Source organism: Vibrio sp. ECSMB14106 (assembly GCF_000972265.1).
Taxonomy (GTDB): Bacteria; Pseudomonadota; Gammaproteobacteria; order Enterobacterales; family Vibrionaceae; genus Vibrio; species Vibrio kanaloae.
Genome location: NZ_LAUM01000005.1, coordinates 196,404 through 216,533, shown reverse-complemented (window position 1 = coordinate 216,533; position 20,130 = coordinate 196,404). Strand labels below are relative to the sequence as shown.

The 20,130-nt window shown below is 43.4% G+C and carries 19 protein-coding genes; 6 read left to right on the top strand and 13 right to left on the bottom strand.

Annotated features, from left to right (window positions below; translation table 11 throughout):
- Genes cpaB through WR49_RS05730 form a run of 5 tightly spaced genes read right to left on the bottom strand, consistent with a single transcriptional unit; the run spans nt 1 to nt 3,025 of the window.
- Nucleotides 1-750 (bottom strand): Flp pilus assembly protein CpaB, encoded by a 750-nt coding sequence (cpaB, locus tag WR49_RS05745; protein ID WP_046223369.1) that lies wholly within the window; start codon nt 748-750, stop codon nt 1-3.
- Nucleotides 743-2,092 (bottom strand): ATPase AAA, encoded by a 1,350-nt coding sequence (locus WR49_RS05740; RefSeq protein ID WP_046223368.1) that lies wholly within the window; start codon nt 2,090-2,092, stop codon nt 743-745. Before WR49_RS05740 ends, cpaB begins: the two co-directional genes overlap by 8 nt.
- A 37-nt stretch (nt 2,093-2,129) precedes the next feature.
- Nucleotides 2,130-2,660, bottom strand: coding sequence for an A24 family peptidase (locus WR49_RS05735; RefSeq protein ID WP_046223367.1), 531 nt, complete (start codon nt 2,658-2,660; stop codon nt 2,130-2,132).
- A 9-nt stretch (nt 2,661-2,669) separates the two neighbouring features.
- Nucleotides 2,670-2,807, bottom strand: coding sequence for a hypothetical protein (locus WR49_RS21440; protein ID WP_197078520.1), 138 nt, complete (start codon nt 2,805-2,807; stop codon nt 2,670-2,672).
- 32 nt (nt 2,808-2,839) lie between these two features.
- Entirely contained in the window at nt 2,840-3,025 is a 186-nt protein-coding gene (locus WR49_RS05730) for a Flp family type IVb pilin (protein WP_046223366.1), read from the bottom strand.
- A 194-nt stretch (nt 3,026-3,219) separates the two neighbouring features.
- Here WR49_RS05730 and WR49_RS05725 point away from each other — a divergent pair, with 194 nt between their 5' ends.
- Both WR49_RS05725 and WR49_RS05720 read left to right on the top strand, forming a co-directional pair.
- Complete coding sequence (locus tag WR49_RS05725; protein ID WP_046223365.1) at nt 3,220-3,963, top strand: helix-turn-helix domain-containing protein; 744 nt, start codon at nt 3,220-3,222, stop codon at nt 3,961-3,963.
- 84 nt (nt 3,964-4,047) lie between these two features.
- Complete coding sequence (locus tag WR49_RS05720) at nt 4,048-5,736, top strand: AMP-binding protein (protein WP_046223364.1); 1,689 nt, start codon at nt 4,048-4,050, stop codon at nt 5,734-5,736.
- A gap of 86 nt (nt 5,737-5,822) precedes the next feature.
- Here the strand turns inward: WR49_RS05720 and WR49_RS05715 are convergent, their stop codons facing one another.
- Complete coding sequence (locus WR49_RS05715) at nt 5,823-6,029, bottom strand: DUF1127 domain-containing protein (RefSeq protein ID WP_017056698.1); 207 nt, start codon at nt 6,027-6,029, stop codon at nt 5,823-5,825.
- A 103-nt stretch (nt 6,030-6,132) separates the two neighbouring features.
- Here WR49_RS05715 and WR49_RS05710 point away from each other — a divergent pair, with 103 nt between their 5' ends.
- Complete coding sequence (locus tag WR49_RS05710; RefSeq protein ID WP_046223363.1) at nt 6,133-7,083, top strand: LysR substrate-binding domain-containing protein; 951 nt, start codon at nt 6,133-6,135, stop codon at nt 7,081-7,083.
- A 45-nt stretch (nt 7,084-7,128) separates the two neighbouring features.
- Nucleotides 7,129-7,341, top strand: coding sequence for a VF530 family DNA-binding protein (locus WR49_RS05705; RefSeq protein ID WP_012604684.1), 213 nt, complete (start codon nt 7,129-7,131; stop codon nt 7,339-7,341).
- A 202-nt stretch (nt 7,342-7,543) separates the two neighbouring features.
- Here the strand turns inward: WR49_RS05705 and fusA are convergent, their stop codons facing one another.
- Nucleotides 7,544-9,631 carry an elongation factor G gene (gene fusA, locus WR49_RS05700; protein WP_017056696.1) on the bottom strand — a complete coding sequence of 696 codons (2,088 nt, stop codon included), beginning with the start codon at nt 9,629-9,631 and terminating at the stop codon, nt 7,544-7,546.
- 235 nt (nt 9,632-9,866) lie between these two features.
- Nucleotides 9,867-11,246 (bottom strand): DNA repair protein RadA, encoded by a 1,380-nt coding sequence (radA, locus tag WR49_RS05695; protein ID WP_046223362.1) that lies wholly within the window; start codon nt 11,244-11,246, stop codon nt 9,867-9,869.
- A gap of 161 nt (nt 11,247-11,407) precedes the next feature.
- Here radA and WR49_RS05690 point away from each other — a divergent pair, with 161 nt between their 5' ends.
- Nucleotides 11,408-13,756 carry a PilZ domain-containing protein gene (locus WR49_RS05690; RefSeq protein ID WP_046223361.1) on the top strand — a complete coding sequence of 783 codons (2,349 nt, stop codon included), beginning with the start codon at nt 11,408-11,410 and terminating at the stop codon, nt 13,754-13,756.
- 147 nt (nt 13,757-13,903) lie between these two features.
- On the opposite strand, the gene serB is transcribed toward WR49_RS05690, so the two are convergent.
- Complete coding sequence (gene serB / locus WR49_RS05685) at nt 13,904-14,884, bottom strand: phosphoserine phosphatase (protein ID WP_017056693.1); 981 nt, start codon at nt 14,882-14,884, stop codon at nt 13,904-13,906.
- 109 nt (nt 14,885-14,993) lie between these two features.
- Between serB and WR49_RS05680 the strand changes: the two genes are divergently transcribed.
- Nucleotides 14,994-15,605, top strand: coding sequence for a YtjB family periplasmic protein (locus WR49_RS05680; protein ID WP_032547914.1), 612 nt, complete (start codon nt 14,994-14,996; stop codon nt 15,603-15,605).
- 109 nt (nt 15,606-15,714) lie between these two features.
- Here the strand turns inward: WR49_RS05680 and deoD are convergent, their stop codons facing one another.
- From deoD to deoC, 4 genes are all read right to left on the bottom strand, one after another.
- The gene (gene deoD / locus WR49_RS05675) at nt 15,715-16,434 is read right to left on the bottom strand and encodes a purine-nucleoside phosphorylase (protein ID WP_046223360.1); all 720 of its coding nucleotides are present in this window, start codon (nt 16,432-16,434) and stop codon (nt 15,715-15,717) included.
- Between the two features lie 67 nt (nt 16,435-16,501).
- A complete protein-coding gene (locus WR49_RS05670) occupies nt 16,502-17,722 on the bottom strand; it encodes a phosphopentomutase (RefSeq protein WP_046223359.1) in 1,221 nt (406 codons plus the stop codon).
- Between the two features lie 76 nt (nt 17,723-17,798).
- Nucleotides 17,799-19,127 carry a thymidine phosphorylase gene (deoA, locus tag WR49_RS05665; RefSeq protein WP_017056689.1) on the bottom strand — a complete coding sequence of 443 codons (1,329 nt, stop codon included), beginning with the start codon at nt 19,125-19,127 and terminating at the stop codon, nt 17,799-17,801.
- A gap of 223 nt (nt 19,128-19,350) precedes the next feature.
- Nucleotides 19,351-20,127, bottom strand: coding sequence for a deoxyribose-phosphate aldolase (gene deoC, locus WR49_RS05660; protein WP_017056688.1), 777 nt, complete (start codon nt 20,125-20,127; stop codon nt 19,351-19,353).
- Nucleotides 20,128-20,130 lie beyond the last annotated feature (3 nt).

The following is a 20,130-nucleotide window of genomic DNA, read 5'->3' as shown; positions in this document are numbered from 1 at the left end:
TCAATCCTTGACGCGCACATTAGATGTTTCTGTACCTTTGATAATGGTGACACTTGGTCTAGGCACATATCGACGAACCACTTTTTTCTCAACTTCATGTGGGTTTCTCAACGTTAGCTGAATACTCCCCTTACTTTTCGCTGTTAGTAATTTCTCCGCATCTTTGGGGGAAACCTCTAACGTCACAGCACGTACAATGATGGGGCTGTTTTCATTGGTTTTAGCGGTTTGGTCTACCGCTAACACTTTGATATTTTTGAGGACAGTTCGAGTCGCTGCAGAATTTTTACCATAAGAAACAGTATTGAGAATATCCACTTTATTACCCGGTAATAGGAAACCAGCCACACCAATAACGTCATCAACTCGTATTGTTACTGCGCGCTTATTTTCAGGGATAAGAGCTGCAAGCGTTGACCCTTCTCCTGGTACAGTAAATCGTAACTTGTGAAGCACCTCTCCCGCATAGACAGTATTCGCAACAACCTTGCCAATCAGCTCTGCTTTATCCGAATAGTTATTTTCATTAATCCAATCAACTTCCATCAATCTGGTGGTTAAAAACTGATCCTCGATAATAGTTCCGGCTTCAATTTCTTGTGATGCGACAACAACGGGGTGCCGCTCGACCGTTTCAACTTCAACGGTTGGCTGAACTTGATCATCCATCCACTGCTTAGCAAAAAATACAGCCGCTAAGCCGAATACTACGGACAGTAAAAACAGTAGGAAAACTTGACTCTTATTCATTATTCTCTTCCTCGTGTCCATCAGAGGTAAAATAAACTTCCCATGCCATGGAAAGAATATCGAATGTGATAACAGGTGGGAGTTGCTCAAACGAAAGAATGTCTTTGCTTATACCAACGAGATCTTTCGGTAAACATGGGAAAAGTGGCACTTTTAAAAGCGTGTGCATTTGAGACAAACGCTCAAAAAACCCGTCTTGAAGCTCTACCTCTTTATCAGCAACAACGCTCATCCATAAAGCTTCATAATCTCGCTGATTAAGTGGCTTGAATTCAATCTTGTAACCTAAACGACGTAAAAAGGCAGGATCGCTTATTTTCTTGGGGTTTAGATTGGTAGAAAAGGCAAGCGTTAACACAAATGGCATCGTTATCTGCTGACCATTAGGCAGCGACAAATAGTCGAATGAGTACTCCATCGGTACAATCCAACGGTTAAGAAGCGCATCCACCGGCATGGGCTGACGACCAAGGTCATCAATGATAAAGATCCCATTATTTGCCATCATTTGAACTGGGGCTAACCAGACTCGACTGTTCTCTGAATGATTCACTTCAAGCATATCCATAGTGAGCTCTCCCCCCACCTGAATATTAGGCCTTTCACAATTAAGCCAACGCTTGTCGTACTGATCTTTCAGGGAAATGCTTTGATCGCTGCCGTTACTATCCAACGGTTTATGATGTTGCGCCGAGAACACCTTGATAATGTTACCTAATGCATAAACGGCATAAGGGATAAAAACAGAAGTGTGTAAAGCATTGACAATGCGGCTCGCAACAAAGGTTTTACCCGTTCCGGCATGCCCATACAACAACAAAGCGCGCCCCGAATTGATGGCAGGCCCCAACACTGAAATCATCTTTTCTACACCATACACATCACTCAGCGCCGCTTCGACATGTGGCCTAGTTACTAGCTCACACCTCAAGTCTTGTTTTTGCACAACGTCGCTATACTGGGCAAGCGAGACAGGAGCTGGCCCTAAATAAGCATCACGCTTAAAAGCGAGATCGGCTTCTTCAAGCCCTTTCTCAGATAAGGAGTAACGGACATGACTATGGGAAACTGAAGAAATCAAAAGATCTGAGTTAGGTTGGAATACCTCAATTAACGACTTTTTCCTTAAAACGGCCAGAGCACTTTCCACAATATGGGTAACAACACACATATAATTAGAGAGTTCTAACACATCCGATTTAGGGTAAGCAGACAAATGCTTGAGTACGAGGTTTTCAATAACGACTTCAGGAACACCCAACATATCAATAGATGTAGGAACGGCCGGGGCTGAAATTTGAGGCTTCAAAGTTGTTGGAGCAGTACGCCCTATAATATCCATATATTATTCCTCTCCACAAAGCTAACCAACAACAGGTTTAAGTAAAGTAGCTATACATCGCCAATCCCATAACAACAGAGGGTGCAAAAGGCATCGTCACCTTATTTGAATACCTAGCATGCAAACTCCCGCTTTTATCTATTACAGGAGCGACTCCACCAAGCGCAATCAACTTGTTTTCAAAATAACCTTTAACAGTGAAATTACTCGAATTGGCAAAGTTATATAGCAGATAGAAACTCCCGATCACTCCAGCAGAAAGTAAGATAAAGTACGACGCATCAAGTAATTGTCCCCACCCGAGATACATACCCACAATACCTAATAGCTTCACATCTCCTGCTGACATAGCTCTTACGAAATATAAGAGTAATCCAAAACAAAAAAACGCCACGAATCCAACTAAGGACATGAGAAAAACATCAAAGGTGTAATTACGGTTAAACATTGATAAAAAGTACACGAACAAAAACAGTATCAATATTTTGTTTGGTATACGATGTTTCTCAACATCGTATACCGAAACTGCAATTAATAACATCCAGAAAGCAGAAGGTTCATTAATCATATTTTCTATTTATACACTCGATACAATACTCTGGAATTTACTAAGTAAGGCTGTTGCCATTCCAGAAAAAACGAATCCAATGAAAAGAGCAAGCAAGGCAGCGCCCATCACGTACTCAACAACTGTCAACCCTGCTTGCTTTTTCATACTTGTACTATTCATAGCGAAGCCGTCCGAAGCTATGGAGTACCATTACCAATACTTCCAATAATAGTATTCAGTTTGGCTGCAAGTTGTGTGCCTAGATTTGTAAATACGGTTGTTATAGCGAGAACCAACAATGCTGCTCCTATCACATATTCGACAACGGTCAACCCTTCTTCATCTTTCATGAATTCTTTACAATTATTCAAAAACTTATCCATGAGAACCTCTCCTTGATTTACGTATCAGGCTTTGTTTACCTGTAAACTAAATCTAGAAGTGAACAATATATTAGGTTAGGATTTTCTTGCCATTTACTTGCACTTTTTTGTGGTACTTCTAATCTAATTATTATGCATCTTAATTTATCTATTTTTAAACTCGAAGTTTAATATGAAACAGAGTTGGTATTTATATGAAAGTAGTAACACCTTTATTATCAGATAAAGACAGTGAATTTAATTCTGTTATTATCAATAAAATAAATCACTACTTCCCCATTGAAAATTATAAGCAAGATATATCTATAATCAGTAACTTAGATGTCAGACTGGTATTTTTCATCTTGAATAGACCGGATAAACTTCAACTACTTACAATGGCATTGTCTATTTGTGAAAACTTGAACAAGCGAATAGTCATTATTTGCTCGGACCAGTTACCTAATATCGTTCGAAATCATAAGAATATATTTTTCACTATCGAAACAAACAGTAATCATCTGACCAGTACATTCGAAGAACTTAAGCGTAAAACACAGCATATCTTCGAACCTCACTTCGATTTCGACAGAGACATAAATAACAACAATCAACTGCCTACCAAATTGTTTACTTCTGAGGTTGTTAACTATGTGATGGATAACATAAACAAAGAAATCAGAGAAACGGAGATCGCCGAGAAGTGCCATTGTTCAACAACCTACTTTTCGAAAAAGTTTCATCTACACTTTGGGGTAAGCTTTAGAGACTTTGTTTGTGACAAAAGAATTCTACTAGCTAAAAAGTTGATTAAGGCGGATACCGAGTCGAAAATTGCGGTAATTGCCTATCAATGTGGATACAAGGATGTCTCGTACTTCTCGAGAATTTTTAAGAAAAGGACCGGAGTAACACCGGCAAGTTACAGGCGCACGTGCATGGATAACAGAAAACGCTAATTTTACTCTCAAAAATAAAAAAACATGGTACATTTAACATGATTTTAACAAAAAATAACTTAGCGAAAAACATGGAGTTAGACAATGATTCAGCCTAACGAGTTTAGCCAAGAACAAGCAACAGCTCTCCCTACACCCAATGATATGATTTTAAAATGGGCAGAAGAACGCCCAGATGAGGTCTATTTAAAACAAATAATTAATCGCCAGTTTGTGGAGTTCACTTATAAAGAAGTGGCCGATAAAGCACTCAAACTTGCTTCTGCACTAGAAGCTCTTGGCGCCAAACCTGGTGACCGAGTAGCTCTGGTTTCTAAAAACTGTGCAGAGTGGTTTATCTGCGATCTTGCCATGATGTTGGGGGACTTTGTTAGCGTCCCTATTTTCCCAACGGCTGGTGCCGATACGATTCAATACTGTATTGAACACAGCGAAAGTAAGATTGTGATTGCGGGTAAACTCGACGATGCTACTGCAACGCAAAAAGTATTAGATGACAACCCAAGCCTGATAAGCATCTCGCTTCCTTACGACAGTGCAGCAAAATGTCATCATACTTTTGAAGAACTCATCGATAAACATGAACCATCAACCAAACGCCCTCAGCATCACGATGATAAGCTGATGTCACTTGTTTATACATCGGGTACATCAGGGCTACCAAAAGGCGCAATGCTCACGTACGGCGCGTTTACTTGGTCTGTTCAAAGGTTGATTGACCATATTGGAATCCAACCTGGCGATCGCCTGTTTTCTTACCTACCGCTTGCCCATATTACAGAGCGCGTTTACATCTTTGGTTCTTCAGTGATGGGTGGCGTAGTCACGGCTTTCCCAGAGTCTTTAGACACGTTTATTGATGATGTGAAAATGCATCGTCCTACTCTGTTTATTTCAGTTCCTCGTTTATGGACGCTGTTCCAGCAGCGAATCCAAGACAAATTGCCGCAGAAGAAACTGAACTTCTTACTTAAGATTCCGTTTATCAATAACATCATCAAGAAGAAGCTTGCTGATGGTTTAGGGTTAGACCAAGCCCGTGTTCTTGGATGTGGCTCAGCTCCGGTATCACCCGCTCTACTGGCATGGTATGAGAGTGTTGGCTTGCACATTACCGAGGCATGGGGCATGACAGAGTCTTTCGCCTACAGCACGCTCAACTACCCATTCAGAGCCGATAAAATTGGTACGGTTGGTAATGCAGGTCCAGGGATCGAACTCAAAATAGCGGAAGACGAAGAGATTCTTGTTCGAGGCAAGGGCCTATTCAGTGGCTACTACAAGAATGATATTGCGACCCAAGAATCTTTCAATTCAGAAGGTTGGCTCCATACTGGAGATATTGGCGATATTGATAGCGAAGGCTACCTAACGATTCGTGGACGTAAGAAAGATACCTTTAAAACCGCTAAAGGTAAATTTGTTGCTCCCGTCCCTATCGAGAATAAACTCTTTGAGTATAGCCGCGTAGAAATGATGTGTTTGATAGGCTTAGGCTTACCAGGTCCTATCCTACTTGTGGTACCGCATGACTTCCCTAATTTCGATAGAGCTCGCTATGAGAGCACGACAAAGCGCGTTATCGAGAAAATGAATGAGCAGCTCGGTTCACACGAGAAGATCAAGGGTGTACTGATGATTAAGGAACCTTGGAGCATCGATAATGGTGTACTTACCCCTACTCTCAAAATAAAGCGACATATACTTGAACAAAAGTACCACGAAGTCGGACATAACTGGCCGAAAGATAAATTGGTAGTTTGGGAAGAGTAACCAAAATAGAAAGGGAGCCATTACGGCTCCCTTCATTATTCCGCTCAGATTACAATTATTAAACCTATCCTAAGTGCTAATCTAGCTCACTTCCAAAACGGTTTTCTCAGCTCTTCGTTAGCCTGACTTTGGGTAATACCAACATCTTCAAGTAAATGATCCGACAGTTCAGATAAGTGTTTTCTCGTTCTACGATTCTGAAGATACACCTTAAACTTAGAATAGAATTTCTTAACTGGAAACGATGATAAGAATGAATGATGAGTAGTTGATATCTCTGTTATTGTGTTCATTGCAACTCTCCTATTGATTTTCCGCTTTGTCGTGGTCAATAATCGGCTAATAGCGCACTAGCGACAAACGATAGATACTGGCATTCAGTTAAGGAAAACTAATGTGAGAGAGCGAACCCCACCATTTCAAGGGATCTATTACTTTTACACGGCGGCAGAAACAGGCAGTTTTAAACTCGCCGCACAAAAGCTATTTGTCACGGCAGCAGCAGTCAGCCAACAAATTCGCCAACTTGAAGAGTGGTTAGGCGCAGATCTGTTTATTCGCCAACACCGAAAAATAGTATTAACCCATGAAGGCGAAGTACTCTATCTACAAGCGAAGAAAGGCTTTGCTCATATTCAAGATGGTGTAAGACGAATCAACCAAGACCCTAACCCCACTCAATTATCAATTTCTACCGTGCCCTCTTTTGCACAACATTGGTTAGTGCCTCGAATTGGCGATTTTCGCGAGCGTCATCCAGATTTATCTATGCTGATCGAACCGACCAACAAGTTAGTAACCTTTGAAGATTCTAATATTGATGTCTGCGTTCGATATGGTCATGGAGACTACCCAAACATCGAATCACGCTGGTTGATGGACGAGGTCATTTACCCTGTTTGTCACCCTATCTATCAAGAGAAACACGGTATCTATGACATCGACGATCTGCATAAAGCAGAACTTATTGAAGACCGTTGGCCTGATATGGATTGGAATCTCTGGTTACAAGTCGTAGGGGTAAAAGCTGGCCGCACATCATTGCAATTTGATGGCTCTCATTTTGTGTTAGAAGGTGCGCTATCCGTTCAAGGTGTCGCGCTTGTTAAACACAGCTTAGTGTATCGTTATTTGCAAGAAAAGAAGTTAGTAAGAATTGGTAACATTGCGCTCAAGCCCAAATACAATTACTTTTTGTGCGCGCCTCCTGGTTACTTTCATCGAGAAAAAATAAAACGTTTCGAAGAGTGGATGCAGGCTCAGGTTAGATTATTTGGTAATACAGGTAGAGAAGAGCTTTCGATTATCCACTCCGATTACGAACTCAAATGGTCGGATAATTCATAAAGCGAAACTGGTATACTTAGCTCAAATAAATGGCGAGAACATCTCATGACACAAGACAATAATCCACTTCACGGTATCACTCTACAAAAGCTACTGACTGAACTGGTTGAACATTACGGTTGGGAAGAGTTGAGTTACATGGTGAACATCAACTGCTTTAAAAAAGACCCGAGTATTAAATCGAGCTTAAAGTTTTTGCGTAAAACAGATTGGGCTCGTACCAAAGTAGAGCAAATTTACATCGACTTAAAGCGTTAGTCTCTCCCTTCTTTATCTGTCCCGTGTTGATTAAATACGGGACAACCCCTGTGTCTACTTTTTAGGGGGCACATCACATCTCGCATCTCGCATCTCGCATCTCGCATCTCGCATCTCGCATCTCGCAGTATGTTACAAGCAATAAAAAGCCCCGCAAGCTTTCACTTGCGGGGCTTTTTTAACTAATTGAGAAAAGGGCTAATTACTTACCAGCTTCTTTTTCTGCTTTAACTTTTGCAATCACTTCGTCAGCAACGTTAGTTGGACATGGTGCGTATTGTGCGAATTCCATAGAGAATTGGCCACGACCAGAAGTGATAGTACGTAGGTGACCGATGTAGCCGAACATCTCAGAAAGAGGGACGTCAGCTTTAATACGAACACCAGTAACGCCAGCTTGTTGATCTTTGATCATGCCACGACGACGGTTAAGGTCACCGATAACATCACCAACGTGATCGTCTGGAGTGAACACGTCAACGTTCATGATAGGCTCAAGAAGTTGCGCACCAGCTTTAGGCATAGATTGACGGAATGCGCCTTTCGCTGCGATTTCAAATGCGATTGCAGATGAATCGACTGCGTGGAAACCACCATCGAAAAGTTCAACTTCAACGTCTAGAGTAGGGAAGCCAGCTAGTACGCCGTTTTCCATCATAGATGCAAAGCCTTTCTCAACTGCTGGCCAGAATTCTTTAGGAACGTTACCGCCCACAACAGAAGACTTGAATGAGAAGCCAGAACCAGCTTCGCCTGGTTTGATACGGTAATCGATCTTACCGAATTGACCAGAACCACCAGATTGCTTCTTGTGCGTGTAGCTATCTTCAATTGCTTGAGTGATAGTTTCACGGTAAGCAACTTGAGGAGCACCTACAGTTAGGTCAACGCCGTATGTACGCTTAAGGATATCTACCTTGATGTCTAGGTGAAGTTCACCCATACCTTTCAGGATAGTTTCGCCAGTCTCTTCGTCAGTCTCAACTTGGAAAGATGGATCTTCTGCAACCATTTTACCGATCGCGATACCCATTTTCTCAGAACCGCCTTTATCTTTTGGAGATACAGCGATTGAGATTACTGGAGTTGGGAATACCATAGGCTCAAGCGTTACTGGGTGCTTAGGATCACATAGAGTGTGACCAGTTTGCACGTTCTTCATACCAACGATCGCAATGATGTCACCAGCTTGTGCGCTAGTTAGTTCGTTACGGTCATCAGCTTGCATCTCAACCATACGGCCAACACGCTCAGTTTTACCAGTAAAGGCATTAAGAATAGTGTCACCTTTGTTCAATTTACCAGAGTAAATACGAACGAAAGTTAGGGCACCGAAGCGGTCATCCATGATTTTGAATGCAAGCGCTTTAAATGTCTCGCTTGTAGAAACGATAGCGTGCTCGCCAGTTTCTTCGCCTTCTTCGTCCATTAGAGGTTGAGGATCAACTTCAGTTGGAGAAGGTAGGTAATCTACAACAGCGTCAAGAACGATTTGTACGCCCTTGTTTTTGAATGCAGAACCACAGAAAGTTGGGAAGAATGCTAGGTCACGAGTACCTTTACGGATACAACGCTTAACGTCTTCGATAGAAGGCTCTTCACCTTCCATGTAAGCTTCCATTAGGTCATCGTCTTGCTCTACAGCAGTTTCGATTAGCTCTTCACGGTATTGTTCTACGTCATCTACCATGTCCGCAGGAACATCTTTTATTTCGTAGTTTTCAGGAAGACCAGTGTCATCCCAAACGTATGCTTTACGGCTTAGTAGGTCTACAACACCAACGAATTCGTCTTCACGACCGATTGGTAGAACCATAACTAGAGGAGTTGCACCTAGAACGTTTTTAACTTGGTCAACAACGTTGTAGAAATCTGCACCCATACGGTCTAGTTTGTTAACGAAGATCAGACGAGATACACCTGATTCGTTAGCGTAGCGCCAGTTAGTTTCTGATTGAGGTTCAACACCACCAGAACCACAGAATACACCGATACCGCCATCAAGTACTTTAAGAGAACGGTATACTTCAACTGTAAAGTCAACGTGTCCAGGAGTATCGATAACGTTTAGACGGTGATCGTTCCAAAAACAGCTTACAGCTGCTGATTGGATAGTAATACCGCGCTCAGCTTCCTGTTCCATGAAGTCAGTAGTTGATTCGCCATCATGTGTCTCACCAGATTTGTGGATTTGACCAGTTAGCTTAAGGATACGCTCAGTGGTAGTTGTTTTACCCGCATCAACGTGCGCGAAAATACCAATGTTTCTGTATTTCGATAAATCTGCCATTGTCTTACTCTGTTAATAGGATATAAAATGCGCGCAGAGTATATCACAATCTGTGAAGACTGATAGCTTTGCATGCATTTGGGTCTAAAAAACTTTGCCTTTTTCTAACATATAGAAAAAGGCACTCAAGTAGTAACAATCTAAGTGATTGTTATTTATAGTGCTAACCCAAAGTTCAATCGGCTTTAAGATTAGACTGAATTGCTGCTGTATAGAGTAGCTGAAGTGAGTTCAATTACAACTCATCAAAAGCATTAATTGCCTCTGATAACTTTTTCACACCGTGGATCTGCATTCCTGGAATGCCACCTTTAGGCATATTAGCCGCCGGTACAATCGCTTTCTTAAAGCCGTGTTTGAATGCTTCATTTAAACGTTCTTGCCCGCTCGGTACAGGTCGAATCTCACCAGCTAGGCCTACTTCACCAAATACCACCACATCTTTGGGTAATGCTCGGTCTCTGAAACTAGATAGTAGTGCCATCACCAACGCAAGATCAGCACTGGTTTCGGTTACTTTAACACCACCGACGACATTCACAAACACATCTTGATCAGCCATTTGTAAGCCGCCATGTTTATGCAGCACCGCCAATAACAGTGAAAGTCTGTTTTGCTCTAAGCCGACAGCGACACGGCGCGGGTTAGCCAGCTGTGAATAGTCGACCAGAGCTTGGATTTCAACAAGAAGCGGACGAGTCCCCTCCCATACAACCATCACTGAACTGCCCGAGGTTTCTTCTTCACCACGAGACAAGAATATAGCAGATGGGTTGCTGACTTCTTTTAACCCTTGACCTGTCATGGCAAACACCCCCAGCTCATTCACCGCACCAAAACGGTTTTTGTGGCTGCGCAATGTTCTAAAACGGCTATCTGTCCCACCATCCAGAAGAACAGAACAGTCAATAATGTGTTCAAGTACTTTTGGCCCCGCCAGCGTACCGTCTTTCGTTACGTGTCCAACTAAGAATACCGCAACGTTATTCTGTTTTGCGTAACGTGTTAATGCGGTTGCTGACTCGCGAACCTGAGCAACACTGCCTGGTGATGACTGAACATCAGCGACATGCATAACTTGGATTGAGTCGATGACCATGATCTTTGGCTGTTCTTTTTCCGCAACCTGACAGATCTTATCCACGTTCGTTTCAGACAGCATTTTGAGATGCTCTTTCGGTAAACCAAGTCGAGAAGCTCGCATTGCTACTTGTTGCAATGATTCTTCACCTGTCACATAGAGAGTAGGTAACTGAGAAGAGAGCTGACACATGGTTTGCAGCAGCAGTGTTGATTTACCTGCACCAGGGTTACCGCCAATCAGGATAGCAGCACCAGGCACGACACCGCCGCCTAGCACACGGTCAAGCTCTTTGAAGCCACTGCTAAAACGAGGGACTTCTTGCAGGTTAATTTCCGATAATGTCTGAACGCTCGATTCTGTAGCCCCACCCGCGTAGCCAGATAACCTTTCATTACGCACTACCTGAGGTGAAGCGGCTAACCTAACTTCTGTAATCGTGTTCCAAGCACCACATGCATTGCACTGCCCCTGCCAACGTGGAAAGTCAGCACCACAGTCATTACACACATAAGCTCGTTTTGCTTTAGCCATAAAACCTCAATAATTAGCTTGGCAACTGGTCAATGTTGCTATTTTGTGACCCCGTTGACCGTACACATAAAAATAAACGTTGCAGTAGAGCCATGAATATCTAAAGATCAAATACAACTTGTCGATAACAATAACGCACCGTCCATTCTAACAAGAAAAGTATGAAGCAATCTGAAATTCTATCTGTAGCAGAACGACTTATCCCGGCTTACCACGCCGAAGATTTCGAATTCCTTCTTTCTCAAATGACAGAAGGCGAATCTCCGTCTCTCAAACTGCTTGTTAAAATGGAACTGAATCGTATCATGGCTCCGTGTACAAAGAGCATTGATTTACGCGGGAGGATTGATAACGAGTGTCGTCAATTTACTCTAGACGGTCGCAAACACTGGCTCGATGACATTGCCTTAAACGCGTACCAGCGTGGTACTAAAAAATTTAAAGGCTATACCGAGGGTACGTGGGAATTAGTGATGACACCACGGACCCAGCAACACCACAGTGCTGTTAAAACCGCCTCTCAAGATCACCATGATATCACCAATGCTAATAGTCCATATGAAGCCGAGGCCATAAATCTAGGCTATGACTTAAAACGCCAAGAAAACAGACTAAAAATCAGCTCACAGGTTGAAATCACCACCTCTAAGGGGCAAAGCTTACATGGGGTAACGGTAGATATCTCCCCATCGGGTGCCAAGTTCAAGGTGCCAAGCGCCTTTAAATACAATCTCGGTGAGATCATCAGTGTTAAGTTCACAGAGATGGTTGAAAAGTCGCAAGAAATCGATGTTAACCAAACCGTTGAATTTCGAGTTCTTGGCATTGATGAGTCTTACGAGAACGATGCCGTCAAATTTTTGAGAACGATCAAAGTAAGCGATACCAATATTGTGGCTCGCTTACTTGAAGAGTCTTTAAATAGCACCAGTAAGAAAACCAGCCATGAGAATCAAGACAGGGTTATTCGAACTCGTACTCGTGGGATTGAACACACTTATCTAAAGCACACCTGTAATCTTCCTCTGTTCTTCAGTGGCAGTGAGTTAAAGCTCACCCTACTCACGGACAACAACCACCCGCTATGGCAATATTGGCACGACGAAAGGAACCAGCAAGCTCTGGGGACCTTGTTCAACGAACAACGCATGAACTTACTAGCTAAACCTGGTGTGAAAGGTACAAGTAACGTCATCTACTCATTTACCCACGAACATCAGAATAAGACCTTGTTCTACTCGATGATGCTACCGGAAGCTTCTCGTGAACAAAGACAACTGTTCTGGCACATCGGAGGGAAACGTAAGAGTTGGAAGGCATTCAAATTTTCTGTTTTCGAACTATCAGATAGCGAGCGACAAGCCTTGGCCAAGCATTCAGATACGCTAGCTCAAAGCTCTGCGCAATTGACCCATTGCGGCATTTTGCAGGAAATAGGCGATCACGAAAGTGCTGCTGACTATCTATTGAGTGAAAAACCACGGATTCCAAGCAGTGAGCTGAATCGATTCCGCCACCCACGTACCGTGGTTGGGAATATTAAAAGCATCTACTTTGATTCCCAAACTCGTCGTAAAGAGCCGAGATACCAATTTAAGTCACCGTTGCAACTCACATCACAAGATGGCGTTACAGCGAGCGGGCAAACCTTAGACATATCGAAACGTGGACTCAGCATTACTCTTGAACAACCGATGGTACTCAAGATTGATGATCCGGTATTGGTCAACTTCAATGAGCTACAGCTTTACGACAAAAACTTGCCTCTAAGCATTGTCCCTTATCACGTAATTCGAGTAAGCCCGAACGGTCGCAAAGTACAATTAGTTATCGAAGAGAGCGCTAAAACAATGCGTACTATCGCCTTTCTCAATGGGCTTATTGATCAGAACCAGAGTAAGCTAATTAAGAAACAAGAAATACTACCAACGCATTCACTCCTCGAATCGTTGCACAATATATTGCTTAGCAAAATGGTCAGCAGCCCAATATTCATTGATAAACCTGGCTCAACGCTGCGCTGTAAGATCATTGGTGTAAACTTTCCATTGAATAAGCATCTCGCGCTACTCGCCAAACTAGGACACAACCAAAAGTTCTCACTCGAACCTATTTTCAAAGGACACTCTAACTCGCTATTGGCTGAGCCACTGAAAAGAATTGAAGGTGCAAAGCCTAAACACCATGATGTCTACATTGCCGCAGTTAAGTTTGGTGACAAAATACAATCAGTACATACTAAATTGATCAAAGACTTCGCTTCAGCAAAAGAAAGGATCTTATTCATTAAAAAGGCACAGCATTTAGGTGATGTGTACGTGCTAAGAGTAACGACCGCTCCAATCTTTAATCCGCTGACGAGTTTGTTCCAATCGGATTTAGAAGAGCTCTCAAGAATTAGCATGCATCAAGCAAAGAAATTGGAGAACGAGGTCACCGCTTTTATTGGTTATGGCGAAGTAGAAGATATTACCGATGAAGTGTTGATTCGATTGGAGCTGACGCGCTAAATAAACATGTCGTAAATAGCGGTATCGATTTATCGAATCATGAATTTACCGGATTTGAAAATAGAAAAAGCAAGCTCATCACCTGCTTTTTTATACCTGAGCTCTATTATAAATTAGTTACTAATAGAGCTTTATCAAGAGACAACCTTAAGGTTTCGCCTGCCAACTTATCTTTTGCTGCTTAGCTAATACACCCGACAAGATACAAAGTACCCCGCCTAACCCTGCGTAGCGCACTGCTGTTTGAGCTTGTTGCTCAACTTTAGGTTTCGCATGGTAGGCAATACCGAGACCCGCTGAATTCATCATAACCAAGTCATTCGCGCCATCACCAACTGCAACCGTATTATGCAATTCAAGCTCATACTCTTCAGCCAGTTCAACTAAGATGTCGGCTTTGGTTTGCGCTGAAACCACATCACCCAAAACTTTACCCGTCAGCTTGCCTTTAACGATTTCTAAAGTGTTCGATTGAGCATGGTCAAGGTCTAGCGTGTCTTTCAAATAATCCGAAAAGTAAGTAAAGCCGCCAGATGCAATAGCCGTCTTCCAGCCAAGTTTATTCAGAGTATTAACAAGAGAGACTAAATCAGGCATGAATCTCAGTGATTGACGCACTTGCTCCAAGATAGCTTCATCAGCCCCTTTAAGTGCTCCTACTCGCTGGCGTAAGCTCTGTTCAAAATCCAGTTCTCCTTGCATCGCACGCTCGGTGATTTCAGAAACTAACTCCCCCACTCCAGCTAGCTTCGCAATTTCATCAATGCATTCAATCTGAATTGCGGTGGAATCCATATCCATCACAATCAAACCCGGCTTCGATAAATCTGGGACCTCACTAAGACAAGCATAATCGAGCTTTAATGCTTGTAGGATCTCTTCGTGTGCTGGGGTTAAATTACCAGACATCAAAGCCACTTCATAATGCCCAACCTTCCACGTATCAAGGATGGTGTTGTAAGTGCCAGTGAAAAAGTCGATGTCATCAAAAGATTGTGGTGAAAGGTACTCACCGAACACAATCCAATTCGCTTTAGCCTTAGCGAGTTGAGAAGCAAAGCGGGTCTCGGGGAGTCGAGTTAATAATGTCGTATGCCTTTTAATCGGCAGATATTTCTGAGCATCCATGTGTATGATTCCTAATTAACTATGCTAAACGTTAACCTATTGCAATTTGAAAACGCAAGTCTCAATATGTCTTAATCATAACATTTGTTTATTTCAGGCTCCGTGAAACATGAATGAATCATTGTTCTCAATACGTAACGCTTTACGAATGCTAGCGCTAATTTTGCTGGCTGCGATGTTCGTTGTAACGATAAAAAACACGGTCGTGATCAGTAAAGGTAATGAGAAAATCCAAGTAAAACAGCTAGAGACGTTAACTAAGCTGCTGATCTCTCAGGCATCACTTTCCGCTAGCAAGATGATCCTACAACAAGACCAAGAACGACTGCTTGAGCTGACTAACCAGCTCTCTCAAGACCGACTGGTATTTGATACCACCATCTATGATGCAGAAGGGATCCGGCTGGCTTCGAGCGAAAAAGCACTCTCTGTACGTGAGGTTCTTGGTTTAGACACGCCACTTTCAACTGCCAGTATTGGCAGACAGCAATTAGTCGAACCTATTTATTCTGCAGAACATACGATCATTGGCTTTATTCGTGTAACCTTCGAAACTGGTAAAATGACGGCGATTTCTGATCACCACTACCGTAAAAGTGATCGCTACATGATTGGTATGGTCTTAATGGGTTTTGTCAGTGGTGTGTTGTTTATCATGCTGATTCGTAGAAGACCGACCAAGTCTGGTGAGAATTTACTGCTTAAAAACGTAAGCTCATAAACAAATTAGACTCAGAATAAATACAGTAATCCAATAAAAAGCCCCGACGCTCAGGCAGCAACGGGGCTTTTAGTTATCTGCTGCTTTATCAAGCTAAAGCGAAGAACGATTACTCTTGGTCACCAAGAAGTACAGACTCTAGTGCGATAACCATCATGTCGTTGAAAGTTGTTTGACGCTCATCTGATGTGGTTTGCTCACCCGTTTTAATGTGATCTGACACAGTACAAATCGTTAGAGCTTTTGCGCCGTATTCCGCACACACACCATAGATGCCTGCCGCTTCCATCTCTACGCCGACAATGCCGTATTTATCCATCACCTCGAACATTTCAGGATCTGGCGTGTAGAACAGCTCAGCAGAGAATAAGTTTCCGACTTTGGCATCAACACCACGCGCTTTGGCTGCATCCTCTGCCGCACGTACCATTTTGTAGTCTGCGATAGCTGCGAAGTCGTGACCTTTAAAGCGAATACGGTTCACTTTTGAGTCAGTACATGCGCCCATGCCAATAACCACATCGCGCACTTTGATATCTTCACTCACTGCGCCACAACTACCGACACGAATGATCTTCTTCACACCAAAGTCTTTAATCAGCTCAGTCGCGTAAATAGAACAAGATGGAATGCCCATACCATGTCCCATTACCGAAACCTTACGACCTTTGTAGGTACCGGTGTAACCAAACATATTACGAACGTCGCACACTTGAACGACTTCTTCTAGGAAGGTTTCAGCGATGTATTTAGCACGTAGCGGGTCACCTGGCATGAGAACTACGTCAGCGAAATCACCCATTTCAGCATTAATATGTGGAGTAGCCATTGAAAATATCCTTAATCTCAAAACAACAAAAAAGAAGAGAGAGGTTCCCCTCTCTCTTAGTTAACTATTATAGGAAGCTTGTACCGTATCCCATTGGCGATGTACCAAAGTATGACGCTAAGCTTTGACCGATATCAGCGAACGTATCACGACGGCCTAGAGAGCCAGCTGGAACCTTTTGACCGTAAACAATCACAGGGATGTGCTCACGAGTATGGTCTGTGCCTGGCCATGTCGGATCACAACCGTGGTCTGCAGTTAAGATTAGTACATCATCTTCTTTCATCATATCGATGATTTCATTGATGCGACCATCGAAGTACTCAAGTGCCGCTGCGTAACCCGCAACATCACGGCGGTGGCCGTAAGCAGAGTCGAAGTCAACAAAGTTAGTGAACACAATCGTGTTGTCGCCCGCTTCATTGATCGCTTCTTTGGTTGCTTCAAATAGCGCAGGAATACCTGTCGCTTTGGTTTTCTGAGTGATACCACAACCTGCGTAGATATCAGAGATCTTACCGATTGAGTGAACGTTACCGCCCTTCTCATCAGCAAGTTTCTGCAGGATAGTTGCTGCAGGTGGCTCAACAGAAAGGTCACGACGGTTACCAGTACGCTCAAATTGACCTTTGCCAGGGCCAACGAACGGACGCGCGATAACACGGCCGATGTTGTAGTCTTCTAGCTCTTCACGAGCAATCTGACAAAGGTCTAATAGGTTTTGTAGGCCGAATGTCTCTTCATGACAAGCGATCTGGAAAACAGAGTCCGCTGAAGTATAGAAGATTGGTAGGCCAGTCTTCATGTGTTCTTCACCTAGGTTATCTAGGATTTCAGTGCCTGATGAGTGGCAGTTACCCAAGAAACCAGACAAACCTGCACGCTCAAGGATGCGGTCAGTCAGCTCTTTTGGAAAGCTGTTCTCTTTATCAGTGAAGTAACCCCAGTCAAACAGTACCGGTACACCAGCGATCTCCCAGTGACCTGATGGCGTATCTTTACCAGAAGACAGCTCAGCAGCGTGGCCGTAAGCGCCAATGATTTCAACGTCTGCATCCATACCTGGAGCGAAGCGACCTGTAGACTCTTTGTGAGCCATGGCTAAACCTAACTTAGACAGGTTTGGTAACGTCAGAGGACCTTGACGATCTGCAGTGTTTGCAAGACCTTTATCACAATGATCTGCGATGTGACCCATAGTGTCAGAACCAACATCACCGAATTTGTCTGCATCCGCTGCTTCACCGATACCGAATGAATCTAAAACTAAAATAAATGCTCTTTTCATTTTCTTCACCAACTTAATGCTCTTTGCACCAGAACTCTGTTTATCGACATACACTAGGTATGCCGATACCTGTTATTTACACGTCTTCAGAACGAATCTTACGGTAAACGTCTGGCGTTGCTGTATATTCTCCACCCACAGTGATTGCATTTTGTAATGCCGTTGCAGCTTCTTGCCACTGTTGTTCGTTGCGAGCATGAATCATTGCTAATGGTTTATCTTCACTTGCTACTTCACCAAGGCGAATGAAGTGTTCAAAACCAACTGCGTAATCAATACTGTCTGTTGCTACACGGCGACCACCGCCCATACCAACCACAGCCATACCAATTGCACGAGTATCCATTGCTGATACCACACCGCTTTCTAGCGCATACACTGGCTTAATAATTTCTGCTTTCTCTAGGTAGTTATCGTAGTTTTCTACGAAATCTGCTGGACCACCAAGGCCCGCAACCATCTTACCGAAACACTCTGCTGCTTTACCGTTATCCAGCACTGCCATCAATTTTTCACGCGCTTCGTCTGAGTCTTTTGCAAGGTTACCTAATACCAACATTTCCGCACACGATGCCACCGTAATTTCCAACAAACGTGGGTTACGGTATTCACCCGTTAGGAACTGAACCGCTTCACGCACTTCTACTGCGTTACCCGCTGAAGAAGCCAAAACTTGGTTCATGTCCGTTAGGATTGCTGTTGTTTTCGTGCCTGCACCGTTTGCTACTGCAACGATAGATTTCGCTAGCTCTTCAGAGGCCTCATACGTTGGCATGAATGCGCCTGAACCCACTTTTACATCCATCACTAGAGAATCAAGGCCTGCAGCCAGTTTCTTAGATAGGATTGAAGCTGTGATGAGCGAGATATTGTCTACGGTTGCTGTGATATCACGGGTCGCGTAAACACGCTTGTCTGCAGGTGCTAGATCGCCTGTTTGACCGATGATCGCTACGCCAGCATCTTTAGTGACTTCGCCAAACACATCGTTGGTGGGTGTAATGTTATAACCAGGGATAGACTCTAGTTTGTCTAGCGTACCGCCTGTGTGGCCTAAACCACGACCAGAGATCATTGGAACGAAACCGCCACATGCTGCCACCATAGGGCCAAGCATCAGAGAAGTTACGTCACCAACACCACCAGTAGAGTGTTTATCAACGATTGGGCCATCAAAGTTCATGTGGCTCCAGTCAATCACCATGCCTGAATCACGCATTGCACACGTTAATGCGATACGCTCTGGCATTGTCATTTCGTTAAAGAAGATAGCCATTGCGAATGCTGCAATTTGTCCTTCAGAAACCGTGTTCTTAGCGACACCTTGAATGAAGAAGTTAATTTCTTCAGCTGTTAGGACTTCACCGTCACGTTTTCTGCGAATAATTTCTTGAGGTAGATACATTAGTGCCTCCCAAACTCTAGTGAGTATGGTTTGTAGGGAAAGAGGTAATATGGAGTGACTTAACGCCACTCCATCAAACAGACTTAATTGTTATCAATACTCTAAATATTTGGCGTTGCAGTTAGGCGGCCAGCAAGTTCATTCCTATGAGCATAGAAGCTCTATGTGATTAGGAGGAACTTGCGCAGGCAACAACGCTGCGGCGTCAAATATGACGAGTAAATTAGTATGCTGCTGGATCCGCAGTTTCGTCTGTCACTTCTAATGTATTAAGAAGGTTAGTTAGTAGGCTTGACGCACCAAAACGGTAGTGCATGTTGTCTGCCCACTCAGCGCCTAGTAGCTCATCAGCCATTGCTAGGTATAGTGCTGCATCTTCAGCTGTACGTACGCCACCAGCAGGTTTGAAACCCACTGTTTTAGCAACGCCCATATCACGAATAACTTCAAGCATCATGCGCGCGAACTCTGGAGTCGCATTTACTGGCACTTTACCTGTTGAAGTTTTGATGAAGTCTGCACCCGCTTCGATACAGATTTGAGAAGCTTTCTTGATCAGTGCTTCTTCTTTCAGCTCACCGGTTTCGATGATCACTTTAAGCGTGATGTCACCACAAGCGGCTTTACATTGCTTAACTAGCTCAAAACCAACTTCTTCGTTGCCAGCAATAAGAGCACGGTATGGGAATACTACGTCAACTTCGTCTGCGCCATACGCTACCGCTGCTTTTGTTTCTGCAACAGCAATTTCGATGTCGTCATTACCATGAGGGAAGTTAGTTACAGTCGCAATGCGTACTTCTGGAGTACCTTGCTCACGCAACGCTTTCTTAGCGGCTGGGATAAAGCGAGGGTAAATACAGATTGCAGCTGTGTTGCCTACTGCAGTCTTCGCATCATGACAAAGCGCCACTACTTTCTCAGTAGTATCGTCATCATTCAACGTTGTTAGGTCCATAAGTTTAAGTGCACGTAGAGCTGCTGCTTTTAAATCGCTCATTTC

Coding starts and splice junctions, on each gene's coding strand:
- cpaB (WP_046223369.1), bottom strand. CDS start 750: ATGAATAAGAGTCAAGTTTTCCTACTGTTTTTACTGTCCGTAGTATTC.
- WR49_RS05740 (WP_046223368.1), bottom strand. CDS start 2,092: ATGGATATTATAGGGCGTACTGCTCCAACAACTTTGAAGCCTCAAATT.
- WR49_RS05735 (WP_046223367.1), bottom strand. CDS start 2,660: ATGATTAATGAACCTTCTGCTTTCTGGATGTTATTAATTGCAGTTTCG.
- WR49_RS21440 (WP_197078520.1), bottom strand. CDS start 2,807: ATGAAAAAGCAAGCAGGGTTGACAGTTGTTGAGTACGTGATGGGCGCT.
- WR49_RS05730 (WP_046223366.1), bottom strand. CDS start 3,025: ATGGATAAGTTTTTGAATAATTGTAAAGAATTCATGAAAGATGAAGAA.
- WR49_RS05725 (WP_046223365.1), top strand. CDS start 3,220: ATGAAAGTAGTAACACCTTTATTATCAGATAAAGACAGTGAATTTAAT.
- WR49_RS05720 (WP_046223364.1), top strand. CDS start 4,048: ATGATTCAGCCTAACGAGTTTAGCCAAGAACAAGCAACAGCTCTCCCT.
- WR49_RS05715 (WP_017056698.1), bottom strand. CDS start 6,029: ATGAACACAATAACAGAGATATCAACTACTCATCATTCATTCTTATCA.
- WR49_RS05705 (WP_012604684.1), top strand. CDS start 7,129: ATGACACAAGACAATAATCCACTTCACGGTATCACTCTACAAAAGCTA.
- fusA (WP_017056696.1), bottom strand. CDS start 9,631: ATGGCAGATTTATCGAAATACAGAAACATTGGTATTTTCGCGCACGTT.
- radA (WP_046223362.1), bottom strand. CDS start 11,246: ATGGCTAAAGCAAAACGAGCTTATGTGTGTAATGACTGTGGTGCTGAC.
- WR49_RS05690 (WP_046223361.1), top strand. CDS start 11,408: ATGAAGCAATCTGAAATTCTATCTGTAGCAGAACGACTTATCCCGGCT.
- serB (WP_017056693.1), bottom strand. CDS start 14,884: ATGGATGCTCAGAAATATCTGCCGATTAAAAGGCATACGACATTATTA.
- WR49_RS05680 (WP_032547914.1), top strand. CDS start 14,994: ATGAATGAATCATTGTTCTCAATACGTAACGCTTTACGAATGCTAGCG.
- deoD (WP_046223360.1), bottom strand. CDS start 16,434: ATGGCTACTCCACATATTAATGCTGAAATGGGTGATTTCGCTGACGTA.
- WR49_RS05670 (WP_046223359.1), bottom strand. CDS start 17,722: ATGAAAAGAGCATTTATTTTAGTTTTAGATTCATTCGGTATCGGTGAA.
- deoA (WP_017056689.1), bottom strand. CDS start 19,127: ATGTATCTACCTCAAGAAATTATTCGCAGAAAACGTGACGGTGAAGTC.
- deoC (WP_017056688.1), bottom strand. CDS start 20,127: ATGAGCGATTTAAAAGCAGCAGCTCTACGTGCACTTAAACTTATGGAC.